The organism is Curtobacterium sp. BH-2-1-1, assembly GCF_001806325.1.
Lineage (GTDB): Bacteria > Actinomycetota > Actinomycetes > Actinomycetales > Microbacteriaceae > Curtobacterium.
The window spans coordinates 2,325,254-2,342,877 of record NZ_CP017580.1 but is presented as its reverse complement, the minus strand read 5'-3'; the positions used below and the strand labels follow the sequence as shown (position 1 = coordinate 2,342,877).

At 71.5% G+C, this 17,624-nt stretch carries 18 protein-coding genes; 10 read left to right on the top strand and 8 right to left on the bottom strand.

What is annotated here, in order from left to right; genetic code table 11:
* Nucleotides 1–4 precede the first annotated feature (4 nt).
* Nucleotides 5–790: an SDR family NAD(P)-dependent oxidoreductase gene (locus BJK06_RS11185; protein WP_070417954.1), complete on the bottom strand. Its 786-nt coding sequence runs from the start codon at nucleotides 788–790 to the stop codon at nucleotides 5–7.
* Nucleotides 791–876: 86 nt separating this feature from the next.
* Between BJK06_RS11185 and BJK06_RS11180 the strand changes: the two genes are divergently transcribed.
* Entirely contained in the window at nucleotides 877–1,734 is an 858-nt protein-coding gene (locus tag BJK06_RS11180; protein WP_070417953.1) for a helix-turn-helix transcriptional regulator, read from the top strand.
* 435 nt (nucleotides 1,735–2,169) lie between these two features.
* Here the strand turns inward: BJK06_RS11180 and BJK06_RS11175 are convergent, their stop codons facing one another.
* The 4 genes from BJK06_RS11175 to BJK06_RS11160 all read right to left on the bottom strand — a co-directional run bounded on the left by BJK06_RS11175 (nucleotide 2,170) and on the right by BJK06_RS11160 (nucleotide 5,972).
* Entirely contained in the window at nucleotides 2,170–3,117 is a 948-nt protein-coding gene (locus tag BJK06_RS11175; protein ID WP_070417952.1) for an alcohol dehydrogenase catalytic domain-containing protein, read from the bottom strand.
* A 48-nt stretch (nucleotides 3,118–3,165) separates the two neighbouring features.
* On the bottom strand, nucleotides 3,166–4,152 hold the full coding sequence (locus tag BJK06_RS11170; protein WP_070417951.1) for an aldo/keto reductase: 987 nt from the start codon (nucleotides 4,150–4,152) through the stop codon (nucleotides 3,166–3,168).
* A gap of 60 nt (nucleotides 4,153–4,212) precedes the next feature.
* Nucleotides 4,213–4,977 (bottom strand): carboxymuconolactone decarboxylase family protein, encoded by a 765-nt coding sequence (locus BJK06_RS11165; protein WP_070417950.1) that lies wholly within the window; start codon nucleotides 4,975–4,977, stop codon nucleotides 4,213–4,215.
* A 104-nt stretch (nucleotides 4,978–5,081) separates the two neighbouring features.
* A complete protein-coding gene (locus BJK06_RS11160; protein ID WP_070417949.1) occupies nucleotides 5,082–5,972 on the bottom strand; it encodes a helix-turn-helix transcriptional regulator in 891 nt (296 codons plus the stop codon).
* Nucleotides 5,973–6,089: 117 nt separating this feature from the next.
* On the opposite strand from BJK06_RS11160, the gene BJK06_RS11155 reads away from it, so the two are divergent.
* From BJK06_RS11155 to BJK06_RS11135, 5 genes are all read left to right on the top strand, one after another.
* Complete coding sequence (locus BJK06_RS11155; RefSeq protein WP_070417948.1) at nucleotides 6,090–7,292, top strand: MFS transporter; 1,203 nt, start codon at nucleotides 6,090–6,092, stop codon at nucleotides 7,290–7,292.
* Nucleotides 7,293–7,352: 60 nt separating this feature from the next.
* A complete protein-coding gene (locus tag BJK06_RS11150) occupies nucleotides 7,353–7,904 on the top strand; it encodes a cyclophilin-like fold protein (RefSeq protein ID WP_070417947.1) in 552 nt (183 codons plus the stop codon).
* A 127-nt stretch (nucleotides 7,905–8,031) separates the two neighbouring features.
* Entirely contained in the window at nucleotides 8,032–8,880 is an 849-nt protein-coding gene (locus BJK06_RS11145) for an aldo/keto reductase (RefSeq protein WP_070419394.1), read from the top strand.
* A gap of 1 nt (nucleotide 8,881) precedes the next feature.
* Nucleotides 8,882–9,769, top strand: a complete 888-nt coding sequence (locus BJK06_RS11140) for a helix-turn-helix domain-containing protein (RefSeq protein ID WP_070417946.1) — start codon at nucleotides 8,882–8,884, stop codon at nucleotides 9,767–9,769.
* A 17-nt stretch (nucleotides 9,770–9,786) separates the two neighbouring features.
* Nucleotides 9,787–10,674: an aldo/keto reductase gene (locus tag BJK06_RS11135; protein ID WP_070417945.1), complete on the top strand. Its 888-nt coding sequence runs from the start codon at nucleotides 9,787–9,789 to the stop codon at nucleotides 10,672–10,674.
* Nucleotides 10,675–10,752: 78 nt separating this feature from the next.
* Here BJK06_RS11135 and BJK06_RS11130 read toward each other — a convergent pair whose 3' ends face one another.
* From BJK06_RS11130 to BJK06_RS11120, 3 genes are all read right to left on the bottom strand, one after another.
* Entirely contained in the window at nucleotides 10,753–11,484 is a 732-nt protein-coding gene (locus BJK06_RS11130) for an SDR family NAD(P)-dependent oxidoreductase (protein ID WP_070417944.1), read from the bottom strand.
* Nucleotides 11,481–12,704, bottom strand: coding sequence for a cell wall metabolism sensor histidine kinase WalK (locus BJK06_RS11125; RefSeq protein ID WP_070419393.1), 1,224 nt, complete (start codon nucleotides 12,702–12,704; stop codon nucleotides 11,481–11,483). The genes BJK06_RS11130 and BJK06_RS11125 overlap by 4 nt, the downstream gene beginning before the upstream one ends.
* Nucleotides 12,705–12,766: 62 nt before the next feature.
* Complete coding sequence (locus BJK06_RS11120; RefSeq protein ID WP_070417943.1) at nucleotides 12,767–13,489, bottom strand: response regulator transcription factor; 723 nt, start codon at nucleotides 13,487–13,489, stop codon at nucleotides 12,767–12,769.
* Nucleotides 13,490–13,604: 115 nt separating this feature from the next.
* On the opposite strand from BJK06_RS11120, the gene BJK06_RS11115 reads away from it, so the two are divergent.
* Genes BJK06_RS11115 through BJK06_RS11100 form a run of 4 tightly spaced genes read left to right on the top strand, consistent with a single transcriptional unit; the run spans nucleotide 13,605 to nucleotide 17,600 of the window.
* Nucleotides 13,605–14,711, top strand: coding sequence for a MoxR family ATPase (locus tag BJK06_RS11115; RefSeq protein ID WP_083295201.1), 1,107 nt, complete (start codon nucleotides 13,605–13,607; stop codon nucleotides 14,709–14,711).
* Nucleotides 14,708–15,634 (top strand): DUF58 domain-containing protein, encoded by a 927-nt coding sequence (locus BJK06_RS11110; RefSeq protein ID WP_070417942.1) that lies wholly within the window; start codon nucleotides 14,708–14,710, stop codon nucleotides 15,632–15,634. Before BJK06_RS11115 ends, BJK06_RS11110 begins: the two co-directional genes overlap by 4 nt.
* The gene (locus tag BJK06_RS11105) at nucleotides 15,631–16,626 is read left to right on the top strand and encodes a VWA domain-containing protein (RefSeq protein WP_070417941.1); all 996 of its coding nucleotides are present in this window, start codon (nucleotides 15,631–15,633) and stop codon (nucleotides 16,624–16,626) included. The genes BJK06_RS11110 and BJK06_RS11105 overlap by 4 nt, the downstream gene beginning before the upstream one ends.
* 20 nt (nucleotides 16,627–16,646) lie before the next feature.
* The gene (locus BJK06_RS11100) at nucleotides 16,647–17,600 is read left to right on the top strand and encodes a S1C family serine protease (RefSeq protein ID WP_083295200.1); all 954 of its coding nucleotides are present in this window, start codon (nucleotides 16,647–16,649) and stop codon (nucleotides 17,598–17,600) included.
* The last annotated feature ends 24 nt before the right edge of the window (nucleotides 17,601–17,624 follow it).

The following is a 17,624-nucleotide window of genomic DNA, read 5'->3' as shown; positions in this document are numbered from 1 at the left end:
TGCCTCAGGCGCCGGCGCCGCCGTCGACGGGCACGATGGCGCCCGTCACGGCCGAGGCGCGGTCGCTCAGGAGGAAACCGGCGACTTCGGCGACTTCGAGGGCGGTCGCCATGCGGCCGATGGGGCTAGCTGCGTTATTCGCGTCGATGATGCCCGGCGTCTTCGTCTCCCACTCGTCCATCATCTCCGTTGCGGTTCCACCTGGCGTGATCCCGTTGACGCGGATGCCTTCCCCGGCCCAGGTCACCGCCGCGGTCTCGGTGATGCTGTTCAGTGCTCGCTTCATCGCCCCGTAGGCGGGCAGGGGCGGAACCGCGCGGCGGCTGCCGATGCTGGAGGTGTTGACGATCGCACCTCCTCCGGACTTCCGCATGAGGGCTGCTTCGGCGACCATCGCGACCCAGTGAGCACGGAAGTTCACCGCGAACTGCTCGTCGATGTCGTCGTCGGAAGTGGTGTCGAGGGGACCGACGTTCTGCTGGTTCACGCCGCCGTTGTTGAAGGCGCCGTCGAGGCGTCCGTGGAGCTCCTCGACGTAGTCCACGGCGGCGCGGATACTCGCCCGGTCAGCGAGGTCCATGGCAACGGCATCAGCCGTGCCGCCCTGACCGCGGATCTCGTCGACGATCGAGCCGAGCGCTTTCGTGTTGCGGGCCGCCAGCACGACAGCGGCACCCTCGCCAGCGAAGAGGCGAGCCGCTGTGGCGCCGATGCCACGGCTGGCTCCGGTGATGAAGATGACTTTGCCGGTCAGCAGGCCGACCGGTGTGGATTCGTTGGTGTGTGTCATACGAACACCGTCGCCGCCCGCAGAATCCGCATCCAGGCACAAACGGTACGAGGATCCATCGCCGGCTCAGGCGCACACTTGGGAGCATGGACAAGGGTGAGCTCGCAGCGTTCCTCCGAAGTCGCCGAGAGCGTCTTCGGCCGGAGGACGTCGGATTACCGTCGGGACCACGCCGCAGAACACCGGGACTGCGCCGGGAGGAGATCGCCGTTCTCGCGCACATCTCCACCGAGTACTACGCCCGTCTCGAACAGGGCCGCGCTCCTCGACCCTCGGACGTCGTCCTCGGTGGTATCGCAGGTGCTCTCCGTCTTACGTCCGAGGAGTCCGACCACCTGCACCGGCTCGCCGGCACCGCTCCGACCCCGTCGGGCTTGCACCGTCGCGACGTTCGACCGAGCGTTCTCGCGCTCCTCGAACGACTCCCGCATACCGCCGGCATCGTCTTGTCCGCCACCTTCGAGGTGCTCGCGTGGAACGATCTCGCAGCAGCCCTCATGGAGGACTTCTCGTTGTTGCCGCCGCGCGACCGCAACCTCGCGAGGAAGACCTTCCTCGCCGCAGAGCAACCACCGGAGACGATCTACGGAATCTCGGACGAGATCGAATTCCAGGAGGGCGTCGTCACGCAGCTCCGCAACGCTCACGCCATGTACCCCTCAGACCCCATCGTCGCGGAACTCATCGACGACCTCCAGACCGGCAGCGCCGAGTTCGCACGGCTCTGGAAACGGCACGACGTCCAGACGCCGCCACCCCTGCGGAAGACGTTTCGCCGTACACCGGTGGGGGCGATCACCGTCAACTGCGACTCCCTCGCCATCACCGAACGCGACCAGCACCTCGTGCTCTACACCGCGCCGGCAGGCTCACGCGACGCCGAGAACCTCGCCTTGCTGGAGGTCATCGGCTCCGAGCCACTCACCGCCCGGCGTGACCTCTGAAGAACGAACCCATCGCAAGTGCTGCTGAAGTTAACGGCACGACCCGACCCAGAAGTGTGCGCGCGCGATGATCTCGATACGCGGTGGCGGCGCAACAAGCGAGATGCTTGTTGACCTCGAAAACTGACATCCACTCGAGAGATCTCGTACCCATCTCGTCCAGCGATCGGGCGTGCGCCGATGTGATCCCAGTCGTTCCGTAAGGGGATCGTCTAACGGACAGTGCGTAGCTAGTCGCCGGGCACAATCTCGTCGAGAAGGCCGTCGGCGTTGTTCGTGGCTGCCTGCCCGAGCGAGAGCATCTCTCGTGGCCGCCGATGTCGGCGACAAAAACGCTCACCCTGTCCCGCCCTTGCTCCCACGAGACCGCGGTACAGGCCATCCGGGCGTTCGCGCCCGATGATCGGGCGGAACGGGCCTATGGATCGAGAACGATCAGAACGCGAGGATGAAGCGCCCCCGAGTGCCTCCTTGTTCGTGCCGAGCATGGGCCGACGCAGCTTCTGCCGCCGGGACGACGCCTGCGACCCGGGTCGTGATCGCTCCCGACGCCGCGAGCTCGACGAGTTCGGTGATGAGGTCGTGCCGAGCCGTCGAGTGCATCACGTAGGACCGGAAGACGGTGATGCCCCGGCCGGGGTGGCTGTCGTTCGGGAGGAAGAAGGCGATCTGTCCGCCGTCCCGGACGGCCCCGACCACGCGATCGGTGAGGACCGCGGGGTCTGCGAGTGCGTCGACTCCGCGCCCGTCCGTGAACGCCAGGACCCCGTCGACGAAGTCGCCGTCCCGATGGAGGACGTGTGCAGCGCCGAAGCCGCGGACGAGGTCGACCTCGTCCGCGGCTGCTGCCGCGACGACCGTCACCCGTTGCCGGGCAGCGAGCTCCACGAGGTACCCGCCCACGGCTCCTGTTGCGCCGGTCACGGCGAGCGTGTCGCCGGGTCGGAGCGCGAGTGCCTCGAGGGCGACGGCAGCGGTCAGCGCGTTCGAGAGGAACGACGCTGCGTGTTCGACCGCCATGGTCGCTGGCCTCCGGGCGGCGGACAGCGCCGGAACCGTCACGAGTTCGCTGTACCCGCCGTGGGCCCCGTGCGGAGCGACGAACGCGATCACGTCGTCACCGACGGTGAAGTCGGTGCCGGCAGGTTGATCCGGACCGATCTCGTCGATCGTGCCGACGATGTCGGTGCCGGGCACGACGGGACCGGCGTCGAGGTCGTCGTTGCCTGCGAAGTGGCCGGAACGAATGATGGTGTCGACGGGGTTCACGGCGGCTGCCCGCACGCGGACGCGTACCTCACCGGAGGCCGGACGGGGGTCGGGGAGCTCGATGGACTCGAGTACCTCCGGGCCACCGAAACGTTCGAGTCCGATCACGCGCATGGTTCTCCTCCTGGTGCAGTGCGGTCGAGTGTGGGAGCCGGTCCGGGCTCAGCGGCCGACGTAGCCCATGTGCACGTCGTTGTAGCGGTTCCCCTGGACCCCGAGCCGCCGGGTGAGGGCGTCGAGGTCGGCGACGTCGTCCGCGGAGAGCGCCACCGCGGTCGCAGCGGCGTTCTCGAGGACCCGGGACAGCCTCCGGGTCCCGGGGATCGGCACGATCGACGGCTCCTGCGCGAGGAGCCAGGCGAGCGCGATCTGCCCCGGGGTCACGCCGCGTCGTCCGGCCAGTTCGGCCACGTGGTCGACCAGGACCTGGTTGGCCGAGCGGTTCTCCGGGTCGAACCGGGGGATCTTCCCTCGGATGTCGCCGTCGGCGAAGGCGGTGTCCGTGCCGACCGTGCCGGTGAAGAAGCCCTTGCCCAACGGGCTGAAGGGGACGAACCCGATCCCGAGCTCGCGGAGGGTGGGGAGGACCTCCTCCTCGGGGTCCCGCGTCCAGAGCGAGTACTCGCTCTGGACGGCGGTCACCGGGAAGGTCGCGTGCGCACGTCGGATGGTGCCGGCGGAGGCTTCGGAGAGACCGAAGTGCCGCACCTTGCCTGCGGCGACCAGTTCGCCGACCGCCCCGGCGACGTCCTCGATCGGGACGTCCGGGTCGACTCGGTGCTGGTAGAAGAGGTCGATCGTCTCGGTCCGCAGCCGTGCGAGCGACGCGTCGGCGACCGCGCGGATCTGCTCCGGCCGGCTGTTCAGGCCGACACTCGCCCCGTCCCGGATGTCCCAGCCGAACTTCGTCGCGGTGACGACCTGGTCGCGCACCGTCTCCAGTGCCTCGCCGACGAGTTCCTCGTTCGCGTAGGGGCCGTACACCTCCGCCGTGTCGAAGAAGGTCACGCCGATGTCGACGGCGCCGCGGAGGACGTCGATCATCTCGTCACGATCGCCGGGATTCGGTCCGTAGCCCTGGGACATGCCCATCGCTCCGAGTCCGAGCGCGGACACTTCCAGTCCTTGTCCGAGGTGTCGAGTGTGCATGGTGGTGCTCCTGTCGAGGATGAGAAGGGAAGGGGGTGGGCGTCCAGCGCGTTCCGGGACTCAGTCGTGGTCGGCGGGCGCGCCGTCGTTCACCGCGCCGAGGCCGTTGAGCGTCCGGGGGTACCCGACGTACGGCACCAGGACGGTGAGGACGTCGAGCAGGTGCTGGCGGGTGTTGCCGACGTGCAGGTTCATCGCCACGTGGCCGGCGACCTGTGCGTCGGCGCCGCCGAGGCCGACCAGGATCGCGAAGGTCAGCAGCTCACGGCGCTGCACGTCGAGGCCGGTGCGCGTGTAGTGGTCGCCGAAGCAGTTGGCGGAGAGGAACTCCTGGAAGTGCACGGCGTCGGCCGGAGCCTGCTCGTACATCCGGTCGACGGCAGCGGTGCCGACGATCGCGCTCTGCGCCGCACGGCCGGCCTCGAGCCGGTCCGCAGGCGTCGTGGTCGACTGCCCCTCGAGGGGGAGCGCGACACCGCGGTCGGTGAGGAGTTCGTTGAGGACGACGAGGAAGTCGATCGCCCTGGCCATGCCGACGTACGCGGTCGCCTGGTACACGACCTCCTTGGCGACGATCGCGCTGACCCCGCCGTTCAGTGCGGCGGTGGCCATCGCCCGGAACTCGGTCTGCCCGCCCACGGCGATGATCGCGCCGAGCTGGACGGTGAGTCGGTCGACTCGGGAGAGCGACGTGCGGGCGAGCACCTCGTCGAACGCGAAGTCCTGGTAGAGCGACAGGTACTCCGGGTCCGTGGTCGCGAGTGAGGACGGCCCGTCCGGGAAGAGCTGTGCGAGCTCCTGCCGGGCTCGGTCACTGGTGGTCATGGTGTGCATCCTTCCGACGGTGGCTGCATGGGCGGCCACTGCGACGGTAGGCGCGGGCGAACGGCCGAGGGATGCTCTGCGGGACCACCCCTCATCGGTACGTGTCAGGCCTGCGCCCCGCCGATGTCGACGCCCGTCGCCTGCCGCTGGGTGGCCCACCACGAGCCGAGCAGCCCGAGCGACTGCGCGGTGTCCGAGCCGGGCTCCGCGGTGTAGATGCAGAGGTTCAGACGGCGATCGATGCTGAGGTCGGCGGTCTCGTAGGTCAGGCTGAGCTCACCGACGACGGGGTGCCGGAAGCGCTTGACGCCTTCGGAGTGGTTCCGGACGTCGTGCCGCCCCCACCTGGTGCGGAACGCGACGCTCCGGGTGGAGAGCTCGCCGACCAGGTCCTGCAGTTCGCGGTCGTGCGGGTCACGGCCCGCCTCGATGCGGAGGATCGCCACGGCGATGTCGGCAGCGCCCTCCCAGTCCGGGTAGAAGCGTTCGGCCCGATCCTGTTCGAGGAACGTGAAGCGGGCGAAGTTCGGGTGCCGTCCGTCGACCGGCTCGACCTCCGAGTACAGCGCCCACCCCATGGCGTTCGCCGCCACGAGGTCCATACGGCCGTTCCGGACGATCGCTGGTGCGCGCTCGATCGCGTCGAGGGTGCGTTGGAGTCCGACCCGGGGTTGCGTGTCCGGCCGCTTCGACCGAGCGGCACGCACCGGTGACGCTCCCGCGGCCCGGGCGAGGTTGAAGAGGTGTTCCCGCTCGGCGTCGTCAAGCAGGAGTGCCCTAGCGATCCCGGCGAGGACCGGCTCGGAGACGCCGACGAGGTTGCCGCGCTCGATCCGCGCGTAGTACTCGGAGCTCATGTCGGCGAGGAACGCCACTTCGGCGCGCTTGAGCCCGGGCACGCGGCGGTTCGAGCCGGCGGGCAGGCCGACCAGCTCCGGGGTGACCTTCGCACGTCGAGAGGACAGGAACTCCGACGCCTCCTGCTTGCTGTCCATGCCCCGACGCTACGTCAGCGGACCCTGCTGGGACGTGCCTCGTCAGGGCACGTCCCAGCGCTTCCGACGGCGGCCGGACGGGGGCAGGGTTGCTGACGGACCGAGTGAGAGGACACCATGACCACGACCGGCACCATCCCGGTACCCCGGCGACCGGCCCAGCAGCCGACCCGCTTCCCCCTGGCAGCCCTGCTCGTGCTCGCGGCGACCGGGTTCGTCCTGATCGGTGCGGAGACGATGCCCGCAGGACTCCTCCCGGAGATCGCGTCGGGTCTGTCGACGTCCGAGGGGACCGTCGGTCTCCTCGTCAGCGCGTACGCCCTCGGCACCGTGGTCGTCACGGTGCCCGCGATCACCCTGACCCGCGGGTTCGACCGGAAGCCGCTGCTGCTCGTGGCCGTCGCGGGACTGCTCCTGACCAACACGGTCACCGCGTTCTCCGACTCGGTGGCACTGTCCCTCGCGATGCGGTTCCTCACCGGCGCGTTCTCGGGCGTGCTCTGGGGGATGCTCGCCTCGTACGGTCGACGCATCAGTCCGTCCGAGTCCGCCGGCCGCTCCCTCGCGATCGTCTCCACCGGCGCCCCCGTCGGGATCGCGTTCGGCACGCCGCTCGGTTCGTGGCTGGGGACGACGTTCGACTGGCGTTGGGCGTTCGGCGGCCTGAGCGTGATCGCCGCCGCCGTCATCGTCCTCGTCGTGCTGGTGGTCCCGAACCTGCCCGGTCAGGCGCCGGACGAGCGGAAGCCGCTCCGCGCCGTGATCCGCATCCCCGGCGTCGGCATTGTCCTCGCCGTGATCGCCTTCTGGATGCTCGGGCACAGCACCGCGTACACCTACATCGCGCCGTTCCTGCGTGCCGCCGGGACGGGCGCGAGCGTCGACGTGGTCCTCGTCACCTTCGGTGTCGCGTCGATCGCCGGCATCGCGATCACCGGAGCGCTGCTCGACCGGTACCCGCGTCTGCTCCTGCACGGCACGGTCGCCGTGTTCGTGGTCGCCGGTCTCGTGCTGCTCCTAGCCCACGGCTCCGACGTCGCGGTCTTTGCAGCGGTCGCGCTGTGGGGCATCGCCTTCGGAGGCGCGCCCGCCCAGATGCAGTCCGCCCTCACCATCGCGGGTGGTCCCGACGCGGACGTCGCCAACTCCTTCCTGCCCGTCGCGTTCAACGTCGCCATCTTCGCGGCGGGGATCGTCGGCGCGGGCGTCCTTGCGGTGGGCGGCGGCTTCGCGCCGATGGCGGTGCTCGTGGTCCTCGGTGCCGTGGCACTGCTGCTCACCGTGGTCGGTCGGCGGACGGCGTTCCGCCCGGCGACCTGACCCGCCGGCCCAGCTCGTCCGGCCGCCACCGCCCGCCCACCACCACCGAAGGGACTCCGCATGCACGCCTCCGTCCGACTCGCCCTGCCGCTGCTCGGCGTCCTCGCCCTGACGGCCTGCACGAGCGCCGATCCCGCCCGGTCGTCGGGCTCGCCCGGCAGCGAGGGCACCGGAGCCGACGCACCGAGTACGCCCTCCGCCACGGCCACCACCGGATCCAGCGGCGGCGCCGACGGTGCCGAGCCCGCTGACGGGCGGACGACACTGCGGTTCATCCGCGGGTCCACCACGGTCGACGTCCGAATCGACGGCGACAACCCGACGGCACGCGCCCTCGTCGCCCAGGTCCCCTTCACGACCACCCTGCGTGACCTGAGCCGCCGCGAGAAGATCGGCGACCCGCCGACCCCCCTGACGACCGAGGGATCCCCGGGGTCCGATCCGGAGGACGGCGACCTCATCTACTACGTCCCGTGGGGCAACCTCGGGTTCTACTACGACGCCTCGGGGATCGAGTACTCGGACGACACGATCCACCTCGGGACCTACGACGCGACCCCGCAGGAGCTGGCCGGGCTCGAGGGGCGCGTCGAGGTCACTGTCGTCCAGTGAGGGGTGGGCCGGCAGTCCACGGTCCGACACCGCCTCGCACGGGGCCGTTCCGGGGCGCAGGCTGGACCATACGAGAAAGGAGTGCGACGTGACGCGCACCAGCATCCGGCTGAACAACGGCGTCGAGATGCCCGCGCTGGGCCTCGGCGTCCTGCAGAGCACCGGCGACGAGGCGGTGGCGGCGGTGACGACGGCACTCCGGGCCGGGTACCGACTCATCGACACCGCGGCCGCCTACGGCAACGAGCGGGAGGTGGGCCGCGGACTCCGCGAGTCCGGCGTGCCCCGCGAGGACGTGTTCCTCACCACGAAGCTCTGGATGACCGACTACGGGTTCGACAGCGCCCTGCGCGCCTTCGACACGAGCGCCGCGAAGCTCGGCGTCGACCAGGTAGACCTGTACCTGCTGCACTGGCCGTGGCCAGCCGACCGTGCGCGGACGGTCAGCGCGTACCGGGCTGCGGAGCGCCTCCTGGCCGATGGACGGGTGCGCGCGATCGGCGTGGCGAACTCGTCCGAGGACGACCTCCGGGCCCTCGCGGCGGAGACCGACGTCGTGCCGGCGGTGAATCAGATCGAACTGCACCCCAACTTCCAGCAGCCGGGTCTCGTCGCGGCCGACCGCGAGGCCGGGATCGTGACGCAGGCCTGGTCGCCGATCGGCGGTGTCTACGGGTGGGCCGGTGAGAACGGCGCCGTGCCGCCGCTGCGGAACGAGGTCATCGCCGAGATCGCAGCGGCGCACGGGAAGACCCCGGCGCAGGTGATCCTCCGGTGGCACCTGCAGCAGGGCCGGAGCGCCATCCCGAAGTCGGTCACGCCCGCGCGCATCGTCGAGAACCTGGACGTGTTCGACTTCGCGCTGACCGACGGCGACCTGCATGCCATCGCGGCGCTGGACACCGGGCAGCGCGGAGCCGTCGACCCGGCGATCGTGACGCCCGAGGTCATCGACCTGACGATCGATCCCGCCTGACATGTCCGCGGGAGCAGAGATCAGCGGGTTCCTCCGGTCCCGTCGCGCCCGGATCACCCCGGACGCAGCGGGCGTCCAGCCGTTCGGTGGTCGCCGCCGCGTCCCGGGCCTCCGACGCGAGGAGGTCGCGCACCTCGCGGGCGTGAGCACCGACTACTACGCGCAGCTCGAACGAGGGAACGCGAAGGGTGCGTCCCGCGAGGTCCTCGAGGCCATCGCCCGTGCCCTGCACCTGGACGACACCGAGACCGAGCACCTGCTGCACCTCGCGGCGGGCACCTCGGGGCCCGCGCGCCGGCGTCGCCGTCCGTCGACCCGCGTGACCGTCGACGCCGGCACGCAGGCGGTCCTCGACGCCCTGTCGACACCCGCGATCGTGCAGAACCGCCGACTCGACGTCATCGGCGCGAACCGACTCGGTGCCGCGCTGTACGGCATGCCGGATCCGCGCACGGCCGAGGCGCCGTTCAACAGCGCTCGGTTCCAGTTCCTCGATCCCCGGGCGGCGGAGTTCTTCGTGGACGCCGACCAGGCCGCGCGGAACGTCGTCGCGCTGCTGCACCAGGCGGCAGGTCGCGATCCGCACGACGACGAGCTCCAGCGACTCATCGGAGCGTTGTCGACCCGGAGCGAACGGTTCCGGACGCTCTGGGCGACCCACGACGTCATCCGGTTCCTGCGCGGTGCCAAGCACTACCGCCACCCCGACGTCGGCGAGCTGGTGTTCGGGTACGAGTCGTTCGAGCTCACCACCGATCCGGGCTCGACGATGCTCGTCTACACCGTCGAGCCGAACTCCCCGACGGCCGAGCGGCTCGCGATCCTCGGCGCCCTGTCCGCTTTGCCCGCCGCGGCGACGAGCGCAGCCGCCGCCACCGACGACCACTGATCCGAACGGAGACCCCTGTGAACGACACCCTCACCCTCAACAACGGCGTCCAGCTGCCCACTATCGGCTTCGGCGTCTTCCAGAGCGAACCGGAGGAGACGACGACCGCCGTCCAGACAGCCCTCGCCGCTGGCTACCGGCACATCGACACCGCCGCCGGGTACGGCAACGAGCGCGAGGTCGGTGAGGCGGTGCGTCGTTCCGGCCTCGACCGCGAGGAGGTCGTGCTCGAGACCAAGGTCTGGGTGTCCGACTACGGCTTCGACGAGACCCGGCACGCCTTCGACACGAGTGCCGCGAAGCTCGGGGTCGACGTCATCGACGTCCTGATCCTGCACCAGCCGATGCCGCAGCACTTCGAGCGGACGGTGGACGCCTACCGGGCGCTCGAGTCGCTGCTCGCCGAGGGGCGCGTCAGGGCAATCGGTGTGAGCAACTTCATGCCGCACCACCTCGCTGCCCTCGCCGAACGCACCGAGGTGGTGCCGGCGCTCAACCAGGTCGAGCTGCACCCGTACTTCACCCAGCGGGCGGTGCAGGAGGCGAACGCCGAGCGGGGCATCCTGACGCAGGCCTGGTCACCCATCGGCGGCATCACCTTCTACCCCGGCTGGGGAGAGGGCCGTCGGAGCGTGCTCGAGGACGAGACGATCGGTCGGCTCGCCGACGAGCACGGGGTCACCCCGGCGCAGCTGATGCTCCGGTGGCACGTGCAGCAGGGGCGCTCCGCGATCCCGAAGTCGACGAACCCGGCTCGGATCGCGCAGAACCTCGACATCAGCGGCTTCGTGCTGAGCGACGACGAGCTCCGGGCGATCGACGCCCTCGACCGCGGGGTGCGTGGCGGCCCGGACCCGGACGAGGTCGACCCCTCGACGTGGGACGTGACCATCCCCGACGCCTGACCGGACCCGGGCGCCTGACCGGACCCGGGAGCCCCTGACCGGACCAGGCGCCCCACCGGACCCCGTGGCCCCGGGCGGTCACCGCTCGGGGAGCCGGACCCCGGTCGCCGCAGCGAGTGCGTCCACCAGGCCACGCTGGAGCCGCCGATCCCGGACGGCCGGGTGCGGCTCCTGCTGCTGCCGGTGGAACCAGTACCCGCCGGACGTGCCCGCATCCGGCGCGGTGGCGAGCCACTCCTGCGTCTCGTGGCCGAGGTCGAAGTCGTCGGGTGCACCGGCACCGCCCATCTTGGTCGCCACCCAGCCCGGGTCGACGGCGTTCGAGCAGACGTCCGGCCAATGCTCGGCGACCGCGGCGGCGAGCTGCGTCACGAGGAGCTTGCTGTCGGAGTAGCTCCGCGACGCGGTCCGTCCGGCCCACTCGATGCCGTCCAGGTCCGGGTGCCCACCGCGGTGCATGCCACTGCTGAGGTACACGTGGCGGGTCGGCGTGCCGAGCAGCGCGGTGAACAGGTACGGCGCCACCACGTTGACGGGCACCACGGATGGCCCGGAGAGGACGCCGGCGTTGTGCACGACGGCGTCGATCGCCGGTCCGCCGTCGAGGGAGGTCGCGGTGGCCACCACCTCGTCCCGGTCGGCGAGGTCGCACACGACCAGCGCGGCGCCACGGTCGACGAGGTCGGCCACTGCTCGGGCACGCGTCGACGAGCGGGCGTGGACGACGACGTCGTGGCCGGCGTCGAGGAGGGACGCCGCCGTCGCCCTGCCGAGCCCGTCGGTCGAGCCGGTGACGAGGATCCTAGTCATGCGCCCATCCTCCCAGGGCCGACGAGCGGACTGCCCGACGGCGGTTCCGCGGTCCGCTCGGGGGCGCCCTCGACCGCCCGCTCGGGCAACCACAGGACGAACGCGGAACCGCCCGCAGCGTGCGGCTCGAGCCGGATCCGACCCTCGTGGCTCTCGACGATCTGCCGTGCGATGGCGAGGCCGAGCCCGGAGCCGTGCCCGGCCCGGTCGGGGTCGCCGCGGTGGAAGCGGTCGAACACTCGAGCCCGCTCGTCCTCGGGGATCCCGGGCCCCTCGTCGGCGACGGCGACCCACGCCCAGCCGCGGACGCTGCCGACCGCGGCGGTGACGTCCGATCCGACCGGTGCGAGCCGGACGGCGTTGGACAGCAGGTTGCCGACGGCCCGCGCGAGGGCGTCCGGATCCGCGAAGACCACCGGTCCGCCGTGCATGCGCTCGGTGACGGTGAGGTCCCGCTGCGCGGCGAGCACCCGGTACTCGGCGGCGACGGAGCGTCCGAGGGCGGCGAGGTCGACGTCCCGGTCGGTGAACGCCTCGGAGCGGGTCCGAGCGGTGGCGAGCAGGTCCTCGAGCAGTCGGGTCATCCGGCGGGTGGACTGCAGCACGACCTCGGACGCGGCACGACGTTCGGCCGGGGTGACGTCGTCGGAGGCGAGTACCGCCTCCACGTTCGACTGCACGACCGCGACGGGGTTCCGGAGCTCGTGGGAGACGTCCTCGACCAGCATCCGCTCGGCGCGGAAGGCCCGGTCGAGTCGGTCGAGCATGCCGTCGACCGTGTCGGCGAGGGTGCGCAGCTCGTCGCGCGGACCGCTCGCGTCGATCCGTCTGGTCAGGTCGGTCGCGGTGATCTCCTGTGTCGCGCGGGTGATCGCCCCGATCGGTCGGAGCGCCCGGCCGGCGACCCACCAGCCGATCCCGAGGCTCAGGACGAACATCACGGCGATCGCGACGATCGAGGCCTGCTGCAGGGTCTGCAGCGACGCGTAGTTCACCGCTCGCTGCACACTGGCGAGGTCCGCGACCTGGAACTGTTCGCCCGGCTTGTACACGATCGTCCCGTCGGCCGCCGTGTAGAACTTCTTCACGGTCACGGGGTTCAACGGTTCCGCGGACACGGTCTTCGACAGCGCCACGTAGACCGCGGTCAGCGCGAGCGCGCTGATGCCGAACAGCACCGCGCTGTACGTCAGCGTCAGCCGCATCCGGACGGTGCGCATCCAGGCCGGGAGGCGCGGTGCGGCCCCGCCCGTTAGCTCCCGTCGGACACGGTCCAGTGCGCTCACGTGGTCACCTCGTCCGCGGTCGTCCCGAAGAGCGCTGGTTCGTCGGCCAGCTCCCGCAGCCGGTAGCCACGGCCGACGACGGTCTCGATCGCCGCTTCCTCACCGTCCACCGAGAGTTTCCGGCGCAGGGTGCCGACCGTGACCCGGACGGTCTGCGTGAAGGGGTCGGCGTTCTCGTCCCAGACGTGCTCGAGGAGCTCCTCGGCGGACACGACGTACCCGATGCGACGGAGCAGGTACCGCAGCACCCCGAACTCCTTGAGCGTCAGGGAGAGTTCCCGGTCGCCACGGCGGGCGAGCTGCCGTGCGGTGTCGAGGAGGATCGGACCGTCGACGAGCACCGCGGCGGAGGGGTCTCCGTCCCGCCGGGTGAGCGCGCGCATCCGTGCCGTCAACTCGACGAGCGCGAAGGGCTTCACGAGGTAGTCGTCGGCGCCGAGGTCGAGTCCGCGGACCCGGTCACGCAGCTGTCCGCGTGCCGTGAGCATCAGGATCCGCGTCGGTGTCGCACCGCGCGACCGGATCGACGCCGCGAGCTCGAACCCGTCCCCGTCGGGGAGGTTCACGTCGAGCAGCACGATGTCGTAGGTGGTGACGGCGAGCTTCTCCTGCGCCTCGGCCACCCGGCCCGCGGTGTCGACGGCGTAGCCCTCGCGTTGCAGCGCGACGCGGAGCGCGCTGACGAGACCCGCCTCGTCCTCCACCAGCAGCACCCGCATGGGAGCACGGTAACCGTGCCGCCCGCGCTGGGACAGGTACCGTCAGGACACCCCTTTCGGTCCGGTTTCGCTCGGGCTTCCGCTCGTTTTCGCCCCTGCCGGGTGGACTCGTCGCATGACCGAAGCAGCACACGCAGCCCCGTACCCCTCCGCAGCGGCCGTCCTCGAACGGGCACTGTTCGAGGTCAAGCACGTCGTCGTCGGCCAGGACGCGATGGTCGAACGGATGATGATCGGACTGCTCGCCCGCGGGCACGTCCTCCTCGAGGGAGTCCCCGGAGTCGCGAAGACCCTCGCCGTCCGCACCCTCGCCACCGTCGTCGGCGGCGACTTCGTCCGACTCCAGTTCACGCCGGACCTCATGCCGTCGGACATCGTCGGCACCCGCGTCTGGCGACCCTCGACCGAGACGTTCGACGTCGAGCGGGGACCGGTCTTCGCGAACCTGGTGCTCGCGGACGAGATCAACCGCGCTCCGGCGAAGGTGCAGTCGGCGCTCCTCGAGGCGATGGCCGAGCAGCAGGTGTCCATCGGCGGTCGGACCCACCGGCTGCCGGACCCGTTCCTGGTCCTCGCGACCCAGAACCCGATCGAGAACGACGGCGTCTACCAGCTGCCCGAGGCCCAGCGCGACCGCTTCCTCCTGAAGGTCGACGTCGACCACGCCGACGAGCTCGAGGAACTCACGATCGTGCAGCGGATGAGCGCCGGCCGTCCCACGGTGCAGCCGATCCTGACCGTGCAGGAGGTCGTCCGCCTGCAGGCCGAGGCCGAGCAGGTCTTCGTGCACCACGCCGTCGCGCTGTACGCGGTGCAGCTGGTGATGGCGACCAGGCACCCGCACCGCTACGGGATCCACACCCTCGACGGCGTGCTCGAGTACGGCGTCAGTGCCCGTGGGTCCCTCGGCCTCGTCGCCGCTGCACGGGCGCTCGCCCTCATCCGCGGTCGCGACTACGTCCTCCCGTGTGACGTCGCGGACGTCGCGTCCGACGTCCTCGCGCACCGCCTGGTGCTGACCTTCGACGCCGTCGCCGACGGCGTCGATCCCCGGACCGCCGTCGAGGCGGTGCTGCAGGTCGTCCCGCAGCCCCGCATCGCGTCGGCCGAGGACCCGAACGCGGTCGCGGTGGGTGACGGCGCGCAGTACCCCCCAGCTGCGCAGCCCCCCACCGCGGCCGCTCCCACCGGCCAGGGCGCCGAGCACGACGGCCGCCGATGAGTCCGGCGCCGACGACCGACGCCGCCCTCCGCCGCCTGGAGCTCACCGTCCGCCGACGCATCGACGGTGTCGTCCAGGGCGACCACCCCGGGCTCGCGCTCGGCTCCGGCAGCGACCCCGAGGAACTCGTGCGCTACCAGCCGGGACACGACGTCCGTCGCATCGACTGGAACGCCAGCGCCCGCGCGGGCGAACCGTACGTGTGGCTCACCCGTGCCGAGCACGCCCTCGAGACCTGGGTGCTCGTCGACCGCTCGCCGAGCATGGCGTTCGGGACGACCGAACTCGAGAAGGCCGACGTCGCCGCATGGGCCGCCGCCGCGATCGGACTCGTCACGCAGGGTGGCGGGGACCGGGTCGGCATCGGTCTGCTGGGCACCGAGACCGTGCGGTGGATCCCCCCGGGTCCCGGGCGGCTCGCGGCACGCCGGGTGCTCCGTGCGCCGTCCGGCGACCGTGATGGCGTCCCGGTGGCCGACCTCGCCGGCGCGCTCACCCGCCTCTCCACGCAGGCCCCCCGCCGTGGGCTGCGCGTGGTCGTGTCCGACCTGCTCGACCCCGACGGCGACGTGACCGGGCCGTTCGGCTGGGAGCAGCCGCTCCGGAAGCTCGCCGCCCGGAACGACGTCGTCGTCATCGAGGTCGTCGACCCGCGGGAACTCGAGCTCCCCGACGTCGGCGACGTCGTGTTCGTCGACCCCGAGTCCGGGGTGCAGCGCGACGTGTCGACGTCCGACCGTCGGCTCCGCAAGGCCTACGCCGAGGGTGCCGCTACCCACCGCGCCGCGACCGCTGCCGCCGTCCGCGCCAGCGGTGCCGACCACCTCGTGCTCCGGACCGACGACGACCTCGTCCGCGTCCTCACCCGCTTCGTGCACCGTCGACACCGTGCACCGTCCCGTTCCACCGGGAGGAACCAATGACCCTCACCACCCCCTGGCTGCTCCTCGCCCTGGTCCCCGTCGCCGCGCTGGCCGTCGCCTACGTGCTCGTCCAACGGCGCCGGCAGCGGTACGCCGTGCGGTTCGCCACCCTGCCGATGCTCGACAAGCTCGTCCCGGAGCGGCCGCGGTGGCGACGGCACCTCCCGGCGGCGCTCGTGCTGCTCGGGCTCGCCAGCCTCGGCCTCGCCGCAGCGCAACCCGTGATCGACGTCCGTGTCCCGTACGAGCGGGCGACCGTGATCGTCGCGATCGACTCCTCGGGGTCCATGCAGGCCGACGACGTCCGACCGAACCGGCTGGAAGCCGCGAAGGCGGCGGCTGAGGACTTCGTCGACGAGATGCCCTACGGCTTCAACGTCGGGGCGATCAGCTTCGCCGGTGGCGCCCAGGTCATCGCCCGTGCCACGGAGGACCACGACGCCGTGCGCGAGGCCATCGCCGCGATGGGCGACGGCGGTGGCGGGACCGCCATCGGTGAAGCCGTCTTCGAGGCCGTCGGTGAGGTCGACCGCCTGAGCGACGACGCGAGCAGCGGGACGACGCCGTCGCCCACCCCCGGCCGGGGCGCCACCGACAAGGAGACGATCCCGGCTCGCCTCGTGCTCCTCTCCGACGGCGCGAACACCACCGGTCGGGAGCCGTCCGCCGCCGCCGAGGCCGCCCGCGCCGCCGGGATGCCCGTGTCCACGATCGCGTACGGCACCGCTGACGGTGAGGCGAACCTGTGGGGAGGGCGACAGCCCGTCCCCGTCGACGAGTCGAGTCTCCGCCAGCTCGCGGACGAGACCGACGGCCGCTTCTACCGCGCGGCCAGCACCGGCGAGCTGCGCGAGGTCTACCAGGACATCGGTTCGTCGATCGGCTGGCACGTCGAACCCGTCGACGTCACGCCCTACGCCGCCCTGCTCGGCATGCTCCTCGCCCTCGTCGCCGGCGCGTTCTCGCTGCGCTGGTCCTCCCGCCTCCCCTGACCGACAAGGAACCCACCACCATGGACGCACGCGCGAACGGTGTCGGCCGACCGGCCGGCCCCCAGGAGTGGACGACCGGAGCGGCGCCGAGCCCGGCGACCGTGGCCGGAACGCGACCCGGCGCCGGACGGGAGGCGCCCCCGCAGCCCGCACCGCGCCTCCCGTCCGCCGTCCCCGACGGGAGCACCCCCGTGGGCCCGTCCGCGCCGGTACCCGTCTGGCCGACGCCCGAGCGGCGACCGCGCCGACCAGGCCGGGCCGCCGCCGTCGCCACGCTCGTCGTGGCGGTGGTGCTCGGCGGCACCGCCGGCGTGACCGGGGCCCTCCTCGTGGTGCCGGACCGGACGGACGCGCCGACCGTCCTGCAGCAGCAGCAGCGAGGCGGTCCGGGGGCTCCGACCACGGACGTCGAGACCGCCGCGCGCTCCATCCTGCAGAGTGTCGTCCAGGTCCGGACCGCGGCCGGGAGCGGATCCGGCTTCGTCATCGACGCATCCGGACACGTGCTGACGAACCACCACGTCGTCGACGGCTCGTCGTGGGTCCGCCTGGTCCTGCCGGACGGCACCTCCGTGGGCGGACGTGTCGTCGGGAGCGACGAGCAGAGCGACATCGCGGTGATCGAGGCCTCCGGTCTCCCGGGCCCGGCCGTGCTCGGGACCAGCGCCGACCTGCGGATCGGGCAGCAGGTGATCGCCGTCGGATCGCCCCTCGGCCTGAACGGCACGGTCACGTCCGGCATCGTCAGCGCGGTGGACCGCGCGACGGCGGCGGACGCGCAGCGCCTCGTGCAGACCGACGCCTCGATCAACCCGGGCAATTCCGGCGGCCCGCTGGTCGACGCCGGCGGACGCGTCGTCGGCGTGAACAGCTCGATCGCGACCGTCGGCCAGGGCTCCGGGAACATCGGCATCGGGTTCGCGGTGCCGATCGACGACGCCGCCCGGATCGCTGCGGACATCATCCGGGGGTGACCGGGGAAGGGTGTACCAGCAGAG